This window comes from Megasphaera stantonii, from assembly GCF_003367905.1.
Lineage (GTDB): Bacteria > Bacillota > Negativicutes > Veillonellales > Megasphaeraceae > Megasphaera > Megasphaera stantonii.
The window spans coordinates 1,412,665-1,428,985 of sequence record NZ_CP029462.1; the positions used below are offsets into that span (position 1 = coordinate 1,412,665).

The window sequence follows — 16,321 nt, forward strand, 5'->3', positions numbered from 1 at the left end:
TGCGATGCTGCATTACATTTCTCATGTCGAAATTTATGTAAATAAATTTCATAATATAAAATTTTATCTTCACATACACCATATTATATCATAATTATTCTGGCCCTGACTACCCTTACCCACTGGGTATCCGCGATTATTCGTATTTATTTTTTTCTGTAATCATGCTATAATAACTTATACTTTGCAAAAATGGCTGCGTCTATTTCTACAAAGCATTTTTATAAATATTCTGGAATAATTAGTAACGAAGCTATGCACAGTTCGTTTCCGGAAAGAGAGGAATCACATGGACAATAACATCTTTTTGGCCCAATTCTATGGAAAATCACAAAATTATACACAGATTCCCCGCGAATGGTTTTCCAAGTACGGCGTAAAGCGCGGCCTGCGCAACGAAGACCATACCGGCGTCCTCGTCGGCCTGACCCGCATTGCCGACGTCGTAGGCTATAAGCGCGACGCCGAAGGAAATAAGGTAGACTGCGACGGCATCCTCTATTACCGCGGCTTAGATATCCGCGATTTGGCGAAAAAGGAACGCTACAACGGCTATTTGTACGAAGAAGCCTGCTTCCTCCTCCTGTTCGGCTACTTGCCGACGCGGGAAGAGCTGGACGCCTTCTGCAACGTCCTCCAGGAAAATTACGACCTGCCCGACGACTTTTTGGAAATGAACCTCCTGCGGCTGCCGGGAAAAAACCTGATGAACAAGCTGCAGCACTCCCTCATCACTTTGTACAACTACGACGAAGACCCGGACAACACCGACGTATACCAGACCCTGCGCAAGGGCCTCAACATCATGAGCAAGCTGCCGTCCATCGCCGTCTACGCCTACATGTCCAAGGTGCACTATTACAACCGCCAGAGCCTGGTCATCCACTATCCGCGCAAGGATTACTCGACGGCGGAAAACATCTTGTCCATGCTCCGCCTCGACAGCGCCTTCACGCCGAAGGAAGCCCAGCTCCTCGACCTCCTGCTGTTCCTCCACGCCGACCACGGCGGCGGTACGAACTCGACCTTTACGAACGTCGTCGTCTCGTCGACGAATACGGACATCTATTCCAGCATGGCCAGCTCCATCGGCGCCCTGAAGGGCCCGCGCCACGGCGGGGCCAACGTCCGCGTGTCCCTCATGATGGAAAACATCATGGACGCCGTCGGCATCAAGGCCACGGACGCCCAGATCAAGGACGTCATCGAACGCATCCTCCGCGGCCAGTTCCGCCATCAGGATAAGCTGATATACGGCTTCGGCCATGCCGTATACACCCTGTCGGACCCCCGCGCCGAAATCATGCGCCACTACTGCGGCCAGTTAGCCAAAGAAAAGGGCATGGAAGATATCTTTAATTTCTACACGCGCTTCGAACGCATCGCCAAGAAGACCTTAAGCGAAGAAAAAGGCGCGAATATGTGCAGCAACGTCGACTACTACAGCGGCTTCGCCTATCACATGCTTGGCATTCCCCGCGATTTGTACACGCCCCTGTTCGTCATCAGCCGTATGGTCGGCTGGCTGGCCCACAACATCGAGCACAAGCTGTACGACAACCGCATCGTCCGTCCGGCAGCGAAGTATGTCGGCGATTTAATGGATTATATACCTATGGAGGACAGATAACATGAAAACCATCACCGTATTTAAAGGCGACGGCATCGGCCCGGAAATCACCGACGCCGTCCTGGACATCTTAAAAGCCGCCAAGGCTCCCCTGGAATATGAAATCTTCAACGTCGGCGCCGCCGAATACGAAAAGAACGGCGCTCTCATTCCCGACGCCGCCTTCGCCTCCTTTGAAAAGACGCGGGTTCTGCTGAAATCGCCTATTACGACGCCTGTCGGCAAGGGCTTCCGCTCCCTTAACGTCACGCTGCGCAACAAATACGATTTGTACGCCAACATCCGTCCGGCCAAGTCGAATGCCGCCGTGCCGACGCCATTCCCCAACGTCGACATCGTCACCTTCCGCGAAAACACGGAAGACCTGTACATCGGCGTCGAATACAAGATGAACGACGACACGGTCCAGGCCATCAAGCTCATTACGCGCAAGGCCAGCGAACGCATCATCCGCGCCGCCTTCGACTACGCCGTCGCCAACGGCCGCAAAAAAGTCACCTGCGTCCATAAGGCCAATATCCTCAAGATGAGCGACGGCATGTTCCTCGATATTTTCAGGGAAATCGCTAAGGAATACCAGCAGATCGAAAGCGACGACAAAATCGTCGACAACACGTGCATGCAGCTCGTCATGTATCCGGAAAACTTCGACGTCATGGTCATGCCCAATCTGTACGGCGACATCGTATCGGACCTGACCAGCGGCCTCATCGGCGGCCTCGGCCTCCTGCCGTCCATGAACGTCGGCGATGACTTCGCCATGTTTGAAGCCGTCCACGGCAGCGCCCCCGACATTGCCGGCAAGCATATCGCCAACCCGACAGCCTTCCTCTGGTCGGCCTGCATGATGCTGGAATACATCGGCGAAACGGACGTCGCCGCCAATATCCGCAGCGCCGTCGACGCCGTGCTGGCGGAAAACCAATGCCTCACGCCGGACCTCGGCGGCAAGGCCACGACGGAAGCATACCGCGACGCCGTCATCGCTCACTTAAAATAAACAACACACACGCTAAAGAACAGCCCCTTGGGAATCTCTCCGAGGGGCTGTTCTGTCATCTCGATTTCGACGAGGAAAAGGACGGTATGCGGCTGAGCACATACCGGCTAAAAAGCGTGCAGATGCAGAGGGACAAGACGCACATGACGGCATATTTGGTATAGACGCCGCCGTCCCAGGGCCGCAGCAGCCAGACGACGTGCATGACGACGACCTGATGGATGTAATACACGCCATATGACAGGGACGACAGCTGCCGTCCCCAAGGCCCGTACGAATCGGCAAACCGCTGGAACAAGGCCGTCAGAGCTATAACGGCCGTCAGGCAGAACAGGCTGTGCAGGACGGCAAAGATTTCGGAATAACAGGCTAATCCATGCCACTCATAGCCATAGTCGAAGCGAAAGGCCGTATATGCGACGGACAGGACGGCAAAAGCAGCGCCCCAGGCTGCCGGCGAAGCGAACAGCCCCTGGGAAAACCAGCGGCTGCGCCAGGCGTAGGCTCCCAGCCCGAATACGACGAGGTACAAGGGAGCCCGCGTCGGCTGAAAGCACAGGACGTACAGGGGATGAATCCACACGGCGTCGTCGTAACACTGCAGCATCGCCCCCATAGAGAGGGCGCACAGGGCGGCGCAGCCGAAAAAGACTGTCAGGGAAAACCGGCCCTGTATCGGCCGCAGCCACGCCGGATACAGACGCCGGCTCAGGTACAGCAGGCCGTACAAGGCCATTAAAAATCCCAGGTACCAATACTGGGCCTGCTGATAAAAAACGCCCCAAAACCATTCTGCATAAAACTGGTAAAACGTCATGGGCACAGCCCGGCTGAGCATGTACAGATAGGCGATATACGGGGCAATAAAGACCGAGCCGAACAGCCACGGCAGGCCGACGCGCTTCCATTTCGATTTCCAAAAGCTCCCCGTTCCGGCTAAGGACGCCGCGCCGAAATAACCGGAAATAAAAAACATGACCGGCATGATGAATACGTCGGCCCAGACGACAAATACCGTTGCCGCCAGGGATCGCTCGTCGTCCAGCACGTACCACCACTCCGGCGCGTAGGCCATATAGGACATGGCGCCGTGAAACACGACGACCAGGGCGATGACCAAGGTTTTCAAGTTGTCTAAGAAGATAATGCGACGCCCGCTCATACGATGCACCTCACAGTAGATTTACCCAAAGTATAGCACATGCTCCGGAAAAGGGGAAAGGGAGAAGAAAAAGCTTCCGCTTCGTCTTCTCCCTTCGATAGAGGAATCTATATGTATTAGATGAGGTATCAGTAACGAATCGCCCTTACGGTTCTACCTTGGTAACAAAGATCTGCTTGCCGTCCTTAAAGCTCAGGACAACTGCCGATTTGACGGGATCGTGGAACTCGTTAAAGCTGATCTTGCCGCTGACCGCGTTGAATCCGCTGATCTTTTCCAGCGCTGCCTTCACTGTATCTTTATCGGTGCTGTTGGCGTCCTTGATAGCCTGGGCCAAAATCATCATGCTGTCGTATGCCACAGCTGCCGGAGCGTCCGGCTTCTGGCCATAGGCCTTCTGATAATTGGAAACGAAATTCTGAACGACTTCGGACGTATCGTCAGACGAATAGTGGTTGCTGAAGTAGCAGTCGACCAGGTTCGCCGCGCCGGCAATTTCCGCCAGCTTCGTGCTGTCCCAGCCGTCGCCGCCGACAATCGGCTGCGTCATGCCCATTTCACGGGCCTGCTTGATGATCATGCCGACTTCCTGATAATATCCGGGAACGTAGATGACGTCGGGGTTGGCCGCTTTGATCTTCGTCAGGGCCGCCTTGAAGTCTGTATCCTTCTGCAAATACGCTTCCGTCGCTACGATAGAGCCGCCTTTTTTGCCGAATTCTTCTTCAAAGAATTTCTGCAGCCCCTTCGAGTAATCGCTGGAGTTGTCGACGTATACAGCCACTTTCTTCGCCTTCAGCGTATCGGCTACAAAATCAGCCATGGCCTTGCCCTGGAAGGTATCGATAAAGGCGGCGCGGAATACGTAAGGCCGTACGTTATGCGTCGCCGGATCGACCGTAATGTCCGGATTCGTGCCGAACGGCGAAATCATCGGTATTTTTTCCTGATCTGCCGTGGCGACGCAGGCCAGGGCGCCGCTCGACGTGTCCGGGCCGACGATGAAATCGACCTGGTCATCCAACAGCTTCTGCATGGCGTTGGCCGCTTCCGTCGCTTCGCTGCGGTTGTCGGCGTAGCTGACTTCGATTTTCTTTCCCAGCAGGCCGCCGGCGTCGTTGATTTCCTTGACGGCCATTTCGATGCCGTTCTTGGCCGACGTGCCGTACGACGCGCTGTTGCCCGTCAATTCCAGGTTTGCGCCGATTTTAATCGTATCACTTGATTCTCCCGAACTGCCGCTGCAGCCCGTCAGCATGACGGCCATCGACGCAACGGCCACGGCAGCCAACACGCATCTTTTCAATGTACTCATAGTCATAAGGTATCCCTCCTAAACTGTATATATAACATACCTGTAATGGTATATCCGCCGTAACGGGCCTCAGCCGCCCAAGTAAACCTTCCGCACTTCTTCGCTTTCAGCCAGAGATTTAGCCTCTCCTTCCAGCGATATGTGCCCTGTTTCCAGGACATAGGCGTAATCGGAAATGGCCAGGGCCATGCGGGCGTTCTGTTCGACTAACAGCACCGTCGTCCCCATGTTATGGATTTCCTGCACCATGTTGAATATTTCCTTGACCAGGATCGGCGCCAGCCCCATAGACGGCTCGTCCAGGAGGAGCAGCTTCGGCTTGCTCATCAGCGCCCGGCCCATGGCCAGCATCTGCTGCTCGCCGCCGGAAAGGGTGCCGGCCATCTGGTTCATCCGTTCCTTCAGGCGGGGAAAATGGTCGTAAATCATGTCCATGGTCTGGGAAATTTCTTTCTTATCCTTACGGGTAAAGGCCCCCATTTCCAGGTTTTCCTTGACGGACATATCGGCAAAGACCCGCCGTCCTTCGGGACAATGGGAAATCCCCAGCCGCACGATGGATTCGGCGCTTTCGTGCCGCAGCTCCTTTCCCATGAAAGAAATAGATCCGGTCTTGGAGCGCAGCAGCCCAGAAATCGTCCGCAGCGTCGTCGTCTTGCCGGCGCCGTTCGCGCCGATGAGGCTGACGACCTGTCCTTCTTCGACGTTCAGGCTGATTCCCTTCAGGGCGTGAATCGCACCGTAGTAGACGTTGATATCCTTTAATTCCAACAGGCTCATGATCACACCTCCTCGCCTAAATACGCCCGGATGACGTCGGCATTCGACTTGATTTCCTGCGGTATCCCCTGGGCTAAGATTTTGCCGAATTCCAGGACGTACAAGCGTTCGCAGATCCCCATGACCAGGGACATGTCGTGTTCGATCAGTAAAATCGTCAGCTCGAAGCGCTTCCGTATTTCTTCAATCAAGTGCATGAGATCGAGCGTTTCCTGCGGATTCATGCCCGCCGCCGGTTCGTCCAGCAGGAGCAGCTTCGGCCGGGCCGCCAGGGCCCGGGCAATTTCCAGATGCCGCTGCAAGCCGTAGGGCAGGTTGGACGCCAGCTCGTCCTTTTTATCGTCGAGCTTAAACAGCCGCAGCAGCTCGATCGCTTCGCGTTCAATCCGTTCTTCTTCCTTCCCGTACCGGCCGACGCGCAGGATCGCTTCGGCCAGGCTGTAGTTGACCAGGTAATTGCAGGCAATTTTGACATTATCCAATACGGTTAAGTTTCCAAACAGGCGGATGTTCTGAAACGTGCGGGCAATGCCGTGCTGCGTAATTTTATAGGGCTTCATCCCCGTGACGTCGACGCCGTCGAATTCAATGGTCCCCGTCGTCGGCTGATATACGCCGGTCAGCAAGTTGAAGGCCGTCGTCTTCCCTGCGCCGTTCGGCCCGATGAGGCCGACGAGCTCGCCCCGGTTCAATACGATGTTAAAATCCTGGACGGCCTTGATGCCGCCGAAGGATATGGATACATTATTTGTTTTCAGCAACGGGTCCATCGCCGCGTCCCCCCTTCTTCCATTTGGACAGCATCAGCTCAGCCAGCTCCTTATTGCCGAGAATCCCATTCGGACGGTACAGCATGAGTATGATGAGCAGCAAGGCGTATACGATCATACGGTATTCGGGATAGCTCTGCATCACAGCGGCAATCAGGGTCAGGATAAAGGCGCCGATGACCGAGCCGGACAAGCTGCCCAGGCCGCCTAAGACGACCATCGTCATGATGTCGAAAGACCGCATGAAGGTAAAGCTCGACGGATGGGCGATGCCGAAGTAATGAGAGAACAGCGCGCCGGCCAACCCGGCGAACATCGACGCGATCGTAAAGGCGAATACCTTAAAGGCCGTCGTATCGATGCCCATGGCTTCGGCGGCAATGGCGTTTTCCCGTACGGCCAGGCAGGCCCTGCCCTGCTTGGAGTGGATAATATTCTTTAGGACGAACAAGGTCACGACCATGCAGAAAAACAGCCAGGGAAAGGTCGTGTCCCGCGGGATGCCCGACATCCCAGACGCGCCGCCTACTTGCTGTATATTCAAGATGCAGATGCGGATAATTTCCCCCATGCCCAGCGTAGCGATGGCTAAATAATCGCCTTGCAGCCGCAGCGTCGGCACGCCGACGAGAAAGCCCAGAAGGCCGGCGGCAGCCGCGCCGCCGATGAGGCTGACGACGAAGGGCAGGTGCAGGAATACGGTGCATACGGCCGACACGTAAGCGCCGACAGCCATAAATCCGGCGTGCCCCAGGGAAAACTGCCCCGTAACCCCGTTAATCAGGTTCAAGCTGGACGCCAGCATGACATTCAGGCAAATCAACGATATATTCAGCCGCCAGAACGACGATACGATTCGCTCGGCCATCAGAAACTGCAATACGGCAAAGACGACGACGGCGGCGAGCAAGAATACAGCGTCTTGTTTTCGCAATCGGTTTATCATATTCATCACCTACACTTTTTCTCGTTCATTCTTTCCGAACAGTCCCGTCGGCTTGATGAGCAAGATAATAATCAAAATGGCGAAGGCCGCGGCGTCGCGGAAGGTAGACGAAATAAATCCGCTGACCATGGCTTCGACGACGCCTAAAATAATGCCGCCGGTCATCGCGCCAGGAATGATGCCGATACCGCCGAGGACCGCCGCTACGAAGGCCTTCATGCCCGGCATGATGCCCATGAGTGGCTCGATGGAATTATAGTAAATCCCGACGAGGACGCCGGCCGCGCCGGCCAGGCTCGACCCGATGCAGAAGGTAAAGGAAATCGTCTTGTCTACGTTGATTCCCATGAGCTGGGCCGCGTCGGGGTCGTACGAGACGGCCCGCATGGCCTTGCCCATTTTCGTATAGTTCACGACGTAGGTCAGAATCAGCATCAGCACGACCGATATAAGGAAGATGACGATTTGCTGAAACGAAATCACTAAGCCGCCGATGTGGTACACGCTGTTGTCCAGTACGTGCGGAAAGGTCCGCGGCTGCGGCGACAAGGCGAGCATCGTCGTGTATTCCAAGAACAAGCTGACGCCGATGGCCGTCGTCAAAATGGCGATTTTCGGGCTATGGCGAAGGGGCTTATACGCCAGCCGTTCGACGACCATCCCCAAAATCCCCGTCATGACCATCGCCGCCAGGATCGCCGGCACAAAGGGCAGCCCCATGGCCGTAATCGCAAAAAATCCGACGTACGAACCGATCATGTAGATATCGCCGTGAGCGAAGTTGATCAATTTCATAATGCCGTATACCATCGTATATCCCAAGGCGATCAGGGCGTAAATACTGCCTAAGGATATGCCGTTAATGAGCTGCTGCACGAACTGCAGCCATAATGTGCCTTCCACTGTATATCTCTCCTTCCTCATGTCGGGAGCGCTCGACACGTTGCGTATCAAAGCAGCTGCTCGCTAATCGTATATCCTTCGTCCAGCCTGGTAATAAAAATTCTGCCATCGCCGGCGGTTCCTTTCGGCTGCGTCTGGCATATGGCGATAATCGTCGTAACGACAGCCGTCTTATGTTCGTCGTGGACGACGATATATACCATTTCCTTCGGAAGCTCGTCATACACAACGCCGTTTACCGTAACGCCGCGCTGTTTTCCTCGCCCCGAAACGGGCCAGTGCGTCAATCCGTAAAATCCTCGTTCGGCCAGCGCATCTTTCAGCGCCTTCAGCCGTTCCCGTCGGATAATCGCTTTAATTTCAATCATATTTTGTTCCCCCTCCCCCATACGCAAAACAACGGCGAAATTATTTTTTAATAATAACGCCGTTGTTATGGAAAATATTTTCTTTTAAGAATGAAGTTATTATAATATTTAATGTTTTAAAAATCAATTAGGCACTTGCATAAATATTTTTATGTATATGTATAACAGATTAAAAAATAAAAGGCATAGGCGTCAGGCATGTATCCAACCTATGCCTTTCTCCACTCGCCGGAGGACGTTATCCCCCAATAGCGGCGTCGACTTCGCTCAGTACGTCGTCCAAAATCTGCATCGCTTCCAGAAGCTGTTCTTTTGTAATAATAAGGGGCGGCGCGACGAGAAGCATATTTTCGTGAGAATAAGTACAAAAGCCCTTTTTCATCAGCGATTTGACGATGCCCGGCATCGTTCCCCCTTCGTCCTTTCCGTACGGCACGAGGGGCTCCTTCGTGTTCTTATCCTTTACCAGCTCGATAGCCGACCATAAGCCGATATAGCGGACGTCGCCGACACAGGCATGTTTCGCCTTCAGCTTTTCTTCTTCTTCGCCCAGCACCTTGCCGACGGCGTTTACGTTGTCTAAAATCCGCGCCTTATCGTAGTAATTCAGGCAGGCGACCCCGGCGGCGCAGGCCAGCGGATGGCCGCTGTACGTCAGGCCGCACGACAGGAGGTGATCGTCGAAATAGGCGGCGATTTTCTTCGATACGGCGACGCCGCCGAGCTGAATATAGCCGCACGTAATCCCTTTGGCAAACGTCACGATGTCGGGCTTGACGTTGAAATGCTCAAAGGCGAACATCTTGCCCGTCCGGCACCAGCCGGCCATGACTTCGTCGCAGATCATCATGATGCCGAATTCATCGCACAGCTTGCGCACGCCTTCCAGATAGCCCTTCGGCGGAATGATGACGCCGTTGGAGCCCGTAATCGTTTCCATGACGATAGCGGCGATCGTCGACGGATTTTCATAAATAATTTGTTCCCGCAGCTTGGCAATGTAAAATTTCGTCGCGTCTTCTTCGCTGGCAAAGGAAATGGCTTCGCGGTATACGTAGGGATCGAAAAATTTGATGAAGCCGGGAATCCCCGGTTCCAGCGGATAGCGCCGCGGTTCGCCCGTCAGATTGCCCGCGCCGAAGGTCGAGCCGTGATAGCTGCGGTACCGGCTCATGACCTTATAGCGCCCCGTATACATGCGGGCCATCTTAATGGCGTTTTCGTTGGCGTCGGCGCCGCCGTTGGTAAAAAATACCTTCCCCATGTTGTCGGGCATGCGGTCGATGACCATTTTAGCCAATTTAGCCCGCGGTTCTACAGCCAGACTCGGAGATATGAAGCAATATTTGTCGGCTTGTTCCTTAATCGCTTCGATAATGTCTTTGTTTCCGTGCCCCACGTTGGAATTCACCTGTCCCGACGACATATCCATATATCGCTTGCCGTCGCTGTCCCACAAGTAAATTCCTTCAGCCTTCGTAATGACTACGGGGTTCAGCCCCTTCTGCTTCGACCACGAATGCAGATTATACGTCAAATCCATGTCGCGAATTTCCTGTCCTGTCATGAGATCATCCCCCTGCGTTATAATACTAAAAAAGCAGCGGCGTCCTTTCGGAAAAGCGCCGTTGCTTTTTCTTGTGCTTATTATGTCATAGGCAATACGATAAAACAATATGACAAAACCATAAACTTTATTGTATATGTGCACAATAATCACATATGTTAAATTTTTAACATTGTATTTTTTTATTTACCGGCGTTCATTTTAAAGTGAAGGTGCCGCCGTCCCTTCGCACAATACGAACGCGGCGGTCCCTAAAGCAGACGCGTTACGTTTGAAACAAATATTCAGTCCGGCCGACGCAACGGCCCTTTTCGAAATATACACGGGGGACGCGGCGGCCGATATTGCAGAAAACTTCATGAGGTATTGTCCCTATGATGCGTGCCAGTTCATCTGCCCCGATATATTCGTTTCCCTGACGGCCAAACAGCACGCATTCTTCGCCTACGCGCACGTCAGGAATATCGGTAACGTCTATCATGCACTGATCCATGCATATATTGCCGATTTGAGGGACGCGCCGCCCCCGTACCAATACGTCGGCCCGATTGGACAGTAGGCGGGTATATCCGTCGGCATAGCCTAACGGCAAGGTGGCGACCAAGGTAGGACGACGCGCTCTGAACCTGCGGCCGTATCCTACAGTCTCGCCTTCTTCCAGGCGCTTCACATGGGTAATACAGCAGCGCAGGGACATGACGGGATGGGGTACAAACTCCGGATGACGCGCCGCACCGAAGGGATTATAGCCGTACTGAATAATACCGGGACGCACCATGTTACAGAAAAACGCCGGATACGCCAGGACGCCGGCGCTGTTATCGCAATGACGGAAGCGGAATGACACGCCTTCTTCCCACAGCCAGCGGTACATCTGTGTAAACTGAAAGAATTGCTCCTTCGTGTACGCGCAGGCGTCGTCTGCCGCGTCGTCGGCCACGGCAAAATGCGTAAATATCCCTTCCATCATCACACAGGGCAGAGCCCTGATGCGCTTTATCTCTTCGACGCTTCGTTCCGACAGCTTGTAGCCGATACGTCCCATACCGCTGTCTACGGCAATATGGAATCGCACGGTCTGCTGCGTCCGTTCGGCTTCCTGCGAAAAAAGCACTGCGTCGTCGTAATGAAACACGGCCACATCGATATGATAGCCCACGACTTCTGCTGCGCGCCGCCCATCTGTATGTCCCAACACCAAGATAGGGGCCGTAATACCGGCGCGGCGCAGCTCGACGGCTTCGTCCAGACAGGCCACGGCCAGCTGGTCCGCTCCGTTCTGCAAAAACACGCGGGCCATCGCCACGGCGCCGCATCCGTACGCGTCGGCTTTGACGACGGCCATAATCAGCGTATGGGCGCCGACAAAACGCCGAATATGCTGCATATTATACGCCGCCGCATCCAAATCGACCTGCGCCCACATAGGACGCCTTGAAAATGATTCTGTACTCTGCAATACATCTGCGTTCATCGTTTCGCACATATCCATTGTCCTTCCCCCTCACGCCGGCAGCCCCGGCCGTGCAAACGCCGTCAGGCCGTCATTTAGATATATGAGCGTATATACGGGCTACGACGCCTGCCGTCACATCGTACGACGTCGCCTTGACGGAAGCCGTCTTCATGACCATCGTCGTAAATTTCTCAATTTCTTCTTCAGACAGCGTGACCGTATCGGGCATGAGATCTTTCATAAATGCTTCGAAGTCATCGGAGCCGGCAAATCCCAGCAATTCCCATACACGCTGGGCTTTATCGGCCATGGATTCTTCCATGAGCTTCATGTACTGAGGCAGCAGCAAGCCGTTGGCCCGGCCATGCGAAAAACCCTTGTAATACGTCAGGCAATATCCCATGCCGTGTACCAGCGTCGTACCAGCCTGGGAAATGACGATGCCCGCCAAGGTCGAAGCATACATGAGGTCTTCGCGGACGGCATAGGACAGCGTGCCGCGCAGCTGCGTCAGATGAAGGCCGAAAAAGCGCAGGGCTTCTTCAGCCCATACGTCGCTGACAGGCGTCGCATCCTTCGCCATATAGCCTTCTATCGCATGAGACAAGGCGTCGATAGCCGTGTCGATCGTCACGTGTTCCGGTACGCCCATCGTAAAGGACGGATCGGCCAAAGACAGCTTCGGATACAGCATCGGCGATTTGACGCCCTGCTTCGTGCCGGCCTTATGATTGGTCAGGATGCTGATTTTCGTCACTTCGCTGCCCGTGCCAGACGTCGTAGGAACGGTGACAATAGGCAGGGGCGGCGCTCCGTACGGCCCTGTAAACAGTATCTCGTCGTCCAAATCGTTCGTGCATAATAAGGCGATCACTTTAGCTGCGTCCATAGGCGAACCGCCGCCAATGCCGATGACAAAGTCAACCTGTTCCTTCCGCCCTAGCTCCGCGCCGTTCCGCACGATTTCGACAGACGGGTTCGCTTCTACTTCGTCGAACAGGACCCAGCCGAGGCCTGCCGATTCCAGTACGGCGACGACGGCGTCCTGCGATCCGTTTCGCTTCGCCGAACTGCGTCCCGTAACGATCAGGGCTTTCTTGCCCAGCGCCGCCATATCTGCCACGGATTGGGCAACGCATCCTTTCCCGAAATACAATTTCGTCGGCATTTCATACGTAAACATACCAAACTCCCCCTGCCTATAATTGATGATGTATACTATCACGCGCCGATTCATCCGTCTTTCTGTACGGAAAACAGCTTCTTGATTTTCAGCGCGATGAGAATATCCAGCTTATCTTCTTCTTCGTTTAGTTTCTTCCCCGTAATAGTTTCTATCTTATTCAGTTTATACAGCACCGTATTGCGGTGAACCACTTCGTGAACTGCCGTATCCTTAATACTGCAGCGATGAGACAGGTAATATTCCAGAGTCTCCACCAGCGACGAATGATGAGCGGCGTCGTATTCGTCCAGCCCTTTCATCGTATCGTCGTAAAATTGCCGCAGCGTGCCTGGTGAAGGACCGTCCAGCAGCAGCTTGTACACGCCGACGCGCTCATATTGTACGACAGGCCGCGTTTCCGAAACGAGAGCCGTCATAGCTGACGCCCGCGTATAGCTTTCAGACAACCGTTCGACAGAAGGTACGGCCGAGCCGACGCAAACCGTAACGGAAAGGTCTCGGCCCAGAAAGTATTCACGCCATTCCCAGGCCCTGCTCCATGCGTTTGATTCGCCTTCGTCCGGCGCTACGCATACCAGAGCGTCGCCGTACGTCAAAACGTGGACGTCGGGCTCGCAAGCGCTCATCTGCGCCGCTGCCTCGTCGAGACGGCGGCGTTCTGCCGGACGGACGACGAAAACACGGAAGGCCTTATCGATATCTATGCCGTATGTCCGCAGGGCTCGGCAAGCATTGCCGCACTGGCCCGGATGCATGAGAATAAACAGGAAATATTGGAGAAATTGTTGTTCTCTAGTTTCCTCTTCAATGATAAACTGGCATAAGTAGCGTGTAATATCGACTAACCGCACGCTCCACGGAATAAGGAACAGGGGAAATCCGCGTTGTTCGCAAAAGGCCGCGACGGATTTCGGAACGCTGCGTATAAAAGGGCCGATGTTGATCACCAATCCGCTAGCTCTGCTTTTCTGTAACTTCTTGATATAATCCAGCAGCCACTCTTCGCCGTTATAGATACTCCCCGTGCAAAACACCAGTTCCCCGCCGTGTAAAAACAAAGCGGATTCCTTGTTTTCTATAATGTGTATCCACGAAACACGGCTGTCAAAGCCCTGCGTTCCTGTCAGGCACTGCATCTTGTATACTTTCTGACTTTTAGCATATAAAAATCCTACTGTGACAACCACATGTTTCGCCCCCTTAAACGAAAACGAGCACGATGAACAGTGTACACTTCATCGTGCTCGCGTTAAACGCTTTTATGCTTTTGTATAACCTTACTACATTTTCGTAATTTAGTAAATATCATCACCAGATTTTCCTAATATATTTTATGTATATGCGTTATAATCTGTAAACATAAAACATTTACCCCACTCCACGCTGTAACGCCTATGTAAGTATGGTATAATGGAAAAAAATCTATCAGGAGGACACTCATGAATATTACCGTCTTAGGCTGCGGCCGCTGGGGCGCTTTCCACGCCTGGTACGCCGACCGCATCGGCCACACCGTCACCTTATGGGGCCGCCCGTCGTCCCGCAATCTGGAAACCCTTCGCTGTACGGGAAAAAACGAATACCTGACCCTGCCCTCGTCCATCGCCCTGACCGACGATTTGGCCGACGCCCTGCATAATGCCGACGTCTGCATCATTTCCATCAGCGCCCAGCAGCTCCGCGCCTTCGCCGGACAGCTTCGGGAAACGGGATTTTCCCCGTCCCTGCCCTTCATCCTGGCCATGAAGGGGCTGGAAATCGGCAGCGGCAAGCGCCTCACGACGGTCATGGAGGAAGAGCTGGAGCCCGACGTGCAGACTGCCGTCTGGGTCGGCCCGGGCCACGTGCAGGACTTCGTCGCCGGTATGCCGAACTGCATGGTCATGGCCTCCCGCGACATGGACCTGACGCGCCGCCTCGTCGACGTCTTTACCAGCCCCCTCATCCGCTTCTACTACGGACAAGACCTCCTGGGCATTGAAATCGGCGCGGCTGCCAAAAACGTCATGGGCATCGCCGCCGGCATGCTCGACGGCGCAGGCCTCACGAGCCTCAAGGGAGCCCTCATGGCCAGAGGCACTCACGAGCTGTCCGTCCTGATTGAAACGCTGGGCGGCAACGCCATGACTGTCTACGGCCTGAGCCACTTAGGAGATTACGAAGCGACGCTCTTTTCGGCCCACAGCAACAACCGCCGCTTCGGCGAAGACTTCATCCAGGGCAAGCCCTTCCACAAACTGGCCGAAGGCGTATACACGACGGAAGCTCTCGTCGACCTGTCCCGCCGCGTCGGCGTCGAACTGCCCATTACGCAAGTCCTGTACAGCATCGTCAAGCTCGGCAAGGACCCCCACGCCATGCTGGAGCAGCTCTTCCTGCGCTCCACCAAGGCCGAATGAGCCTACTCCATAAATCCCTTCCCCTGGTGAATACAGTCGATGGCCTGCTGCAGCCGCTCCAAGCCTTCCTGTAGTTCCGGCAAATTCCAGGAGTAAAACCGCGGCAGCATCCATTGGGACGTCCACATGATGTAGTGTATATACGTCAGGATATCCTTGATTTCCTCCCGGTTATGCCGGGCCGCAAATGTCACGTTGTTATGCAGTAGCTGGCTGCATTTCGAGTCGATTTTCGAAAGGCTGCGGTTGAATTGGACGATATCCGGCGAGACGCTGCCTTGTATGAGCTGATTAAAGTCCCCCAGTACGTAATACCGCGTCAGGCGGTTGCAGCGGGAAATCTCCCATCGCTCCATGAACTGCCGCTTATACGAGGCGGACTTCCGGCGCAGCGCCGCCCCTTCCCGGCTGTCGCCGGCCGTATAGGCTTCCATAGCGTTGGACTCGAAGTTCAAATACCACAAATACCATTCATAGGTCCGTCCCTTGGCGCATAAATTCGCCAGGTCGGCGTATTTCTCCAGGGAAGACCGCAAAATACAATACAAGGGCCGCAAATCAAAATAATCGATATCGGACATGCACTTGGCCAAAAAAGAGATCGTCGAATAATCGGCAAATATGGCATGATACAGCCAAAAGGGATAATCCTGCAGCATCAGCGTGCCGTTGACCGACAGGGAACGGGCCTCATGGGCAATCCTCCTTATCTTTGCCGCCGCTTCGTCCATATAGTGATTCAACACATAACTGGTCCGCATAGCCAGCCTCCTCATCTCGTAATTCGTATCTCTATTGTATCACACACAAAAAACGACACGAAACACAGCAGGGGAAGA

General features: G+C 54.2%; 15 protein-coding genes. 3 read left to right on the forward strand and 12 right to left on the reverse strand.

Going from position 1 to position 16,321, the window contains the following annotated elements:
- Positions 1 to 289: 289 nt before the first annotated feature.
- The gene (locus DKB62_RS06590) at positions 290 to 1,630 is read left to right on the forward strand and encodes a citrate synthase (RefSeq protein WP_087477788.1); all 1,341 of its coding nucleotides are present in this window, start codon (positions 290 to 292) and stop codon (positions 1,628 to 1,630) included.
- Position 1,631: 1 nt separating this feature from the next.
- Positions 1,632 to 2,630 carry an isocitrate/isopropylmalate dehydrogenase family protein gene (locus DKB62_RS06595; protein WP_087477787.1) on the forward strand — a complete coding sequence of 333 codons (999 nt, stop codon included), beginning with the start codon at positions 1,632 to 1,634 and terminating at the stop codon, positions 2,628 to 2,630.
- A gap of 55 nt (positions 2,631 to 2,685) precedes the next feature.
- Here DKB62_RS06595 and DKB62_RS06600 read toward each other — a convergent pair whose 3' ends face one another.
- From DKB62_RS06600 to DKB62_RS06650, 11 genes are all read right to left on the reverse strand, one after another.
- Positions 2,686 to 3,792, reverse strand: a complete 1,107-nt coding sequence (locus tag DKB62_RS06600; protein WP_095628971.1) for an acyltransferase family protein — start codon at positions 3,790 to 3,792, stop codon at positions 2,686 to 2,688.
- A gap of 145 nt (positions 3,793 to 3,937) precedes the next feature.
- Positions 3,938 to 5,113 carry an ABC transporter substrate-binding protein gene (locus DKB62_RS06605; RefSeq protein ID WP_095628972.1) on the reverse strand — a complete coding sequence of 392 codons (1,176 nt, stop codon included), beginning with the start codon at positions 5,111 to 5,113 and terminating at the stop codon, positions 3,938 to 3,940.
- A gap of 63 nt (positions 5,114 to 5,176) precedes the next feature.
- A complete protein-coding gene (locus tag DKB62_RS06610) occupies positions 5,177 to 5,881 on the reverse strand; it encodes an ABC transporter ATP-binding protein (protein ID WP_205410347.1) in 705 nt (234 codons plus the stop codon).
- Positions 5,882 to 5,889: 8 nt separating this feature from the next.
- Positions 5,890 to 6,657 (reverse strand): ABC transporter ATP-binding protein, encoded by a 768-nt coding sequence (locus tag DKB62_RS06615; protein ID WP_107196277.1) that lies wholly within the window; start codon positions 6,655 to 6,657, stop codon positions 5,890 to 5,892.
- Positions 6,632 to 7,603 carry a branched-chain amino acid ABC transporter permease gene (locus tag DKB62_RS06620; RefSeq protein WP_232818811.1) on the reverse strand — a complete coding sequence of 324 codons (972 nt, stop codon included), beginning with the start codon at positions 7,601 to 7,603 and terminating at the stop codon, positions 6,632 to 6,634. Before DKB62_RS06620 ends, DKB62_RS06615 begins: the two co-directional genes overlap by 26 nt.
- 9 nt (positions 7,604 to 7,612) lie before the next feature.
- Positions 7,613 to 8,506, reverse strand: a complete 894-nt coding sequence (locus DKB62_RS06625) for a branched-chain amino acid ABC transporter permease (RefSeq protein WP_087477782.1) — start codon at positions 8,504 to 8,506, stop codon at positions 7,613 to 7,615.
- A 47-nt stretch (positions 8,507 to 8,553) separates the two neighbouring features.
- Positions 8,554 to 8,874, reverse strand: a complete 321-nt coding sequence (locus DKB62_RS06630; RefSeq protein ID WP_087477781.1) for a P-II family nitrogen regulator — start codon at positions 8,872 to 8,874, stop codon at positions 8,554 to 8,556.
- A gap of 238 nt (positions 8,875 to 9,112) precedes the next feature.
- On the reverse strand, positions 9,113 to 10,441 hold the full coding sequence (locus DKB62_RS06635; RefSeq protein WP_107196278.1) for an aminotransferase class III-fold pyridoxal phosphate-dependent enzyme: 1,329 nt from the start codon (positions 10,439 to 10,441) through the stop codon (positions 9,113 to 9,115).
- A gap of 265 nt (positions 10,442 to 10,706) precedes the next feature.
- The gene (alr, locus tag DKB62_RS06640) at positions 10,707 to 11,933 is read right to left on the reverse strand and encodes an alanine racemase (protein ID WP_232818812.1); all 1,227 of its coding nucleotides are present in this window, start codon (positions 11,931 to 11,933) and stop codon (positions 10,707 to 10,709) included.
- A gap of 52 nt (positions 11,934 to 11,985) precedes the next feature.
- Positions 11,986 to 13,080, reverse strand: a complete 1,095-nt coding sequence (locus tag DKB62_RS06645) for an iron-containing alcohol dehydrogenase family protein (RefSeq protein WP_107196279.1) — start codon at positions 13,078 to 13,080, stop codon at positions 11,986 to 11,988.
- Positions 13,081 to 13,130: 50 nt separating this feature from the next.
- Positions 13,131 to 14,270 carry a PucR family transcriptional regulator gene (locus DKB62_RS06650; RefSeq protein ID WP_095628977.1) on the reverse strand — a complete coding sequence of 380 codons (1,140 nt, stop codon included), beginning with the start codon at positions 14,268 to 14,270 and terminating at the stop codon, positions 13,131 to 13,133.
- Between the two features lie 252 nt (positions 14,271 to 14,522).
- Between DKB62_RS06650 and DKB62_RS06655 the strand changes: the two genes are divergently transcribed.
- Positions 14,523 to 15,482: an NAD(P)H-dependent glycerol-3-phosphate dehydrogenase gene (locus DKB62_RS06655; protein WP_107196280.1), complete on the forward strand. Its 960-nt coding sequence runs from the start codon at positions 14,523 to 14,525 to the stop codon at positions 15,480 to 15,482.
- A 2-nt stretch (positions 15,483 to 15,484) separates the two neighbouring features.
- On the opposite strand, the gene DKB62_RS06660 is transcribed toward DKB62_RS06655, so the two are convergent.
- Positions 15,485 to 16,243 (reverse strand): hypothetical protein, encoded by a 759-nt coding sequence (locus tag DKB62_RS06660; protein ID WP_107196281.1) that lies wholly within the window; start codon positions 16,241 to 16,243, stop codon positions 15,485 to 15,487.
- Positions 16,244 to 16,321: the final 78 nt, after the last annotated feature.

Coding starts and splice junctions, on each gene's coding strand:
- DKB62_RS06590 (WP_087477788.1), top strand. CDS start 290: ATGGACAATAACATCTTTTTGGCCCAATTCTATGGAAAATCACAAAAT.
- DKB62_RS06595 (WP_087477787.1), top strand. CDS start 1,632: ATGAAAACCATCACCGTATTTAAAGGCGACGGCATCGGCCCGGAAATC.
- DKB62_RS06600 (WP_095628971.1), bottom strand. CDS start 3,792: ATGAGCGGGCGTCGCATTATCTTCTTAGACAACTTGAAAACCTTGGTC.
- DKB62_RS06605 (WP_095628972.1), bottom strand. CDS start 5,113: ATGACTATGAGTACATTGAAAAGATGCGTGTTGGCTGCCGTGGCCGTT.
- DKB62_RS06615 (WP_107196277.1), bottom strand. CDS start 6,657: ATGGACCCGTTGCTGAAAACAAATAATGTATCCATATCCTTCGGCGGC.
- DKB62_RS06620 (WP_232818811.1), bottom strand. CDS start 7,603: ATGATAAACCGATTGCGAAAACAAGACGCTGTATTCTTGCTCGCCGCC.
- DKB62_RS06630 (WP_087477781.1), bottom strand. CDS start 8,874: ATGATTGAAATTAAAGCGATTATCCGACGGGAACGGCTGAAGGCGCTG.
- DKB62_RS06635 (WP_107196278.1), bottom strand. CDS start 10,441: ATGACAGGACAGGAAATTCGCGACATGGATTTGACGTATAATCTGCAT.
- alr (WP_232818812.1), bottom strand. CDS start 11,933: ATGGATATGTGCGAAACGATGAACGCAGATGTATTGCAGAGTACAGAA.
- DKB62_RS06645 (WP_107196279.1), bottom strand. CDS start 13,080: ATGTTTACGTATGAAATGCCGACGAAATTGTATTTCGGGAAAGGATGC.
- DKB62_RS06655 (WP_107196280.1), top strand. CDS start 14,523: ATGAATATTACCGTCTTAGGCTGCGGCCGCTGGGGCGCTTTCCACGCC.
- DKB62_RS06660 (WP_107196281.1), bottom strand. CDS start 16,243: ATGCGGACCAGTTATGTGTTGAATCACTATATGGACGAAGCGGCGGCA.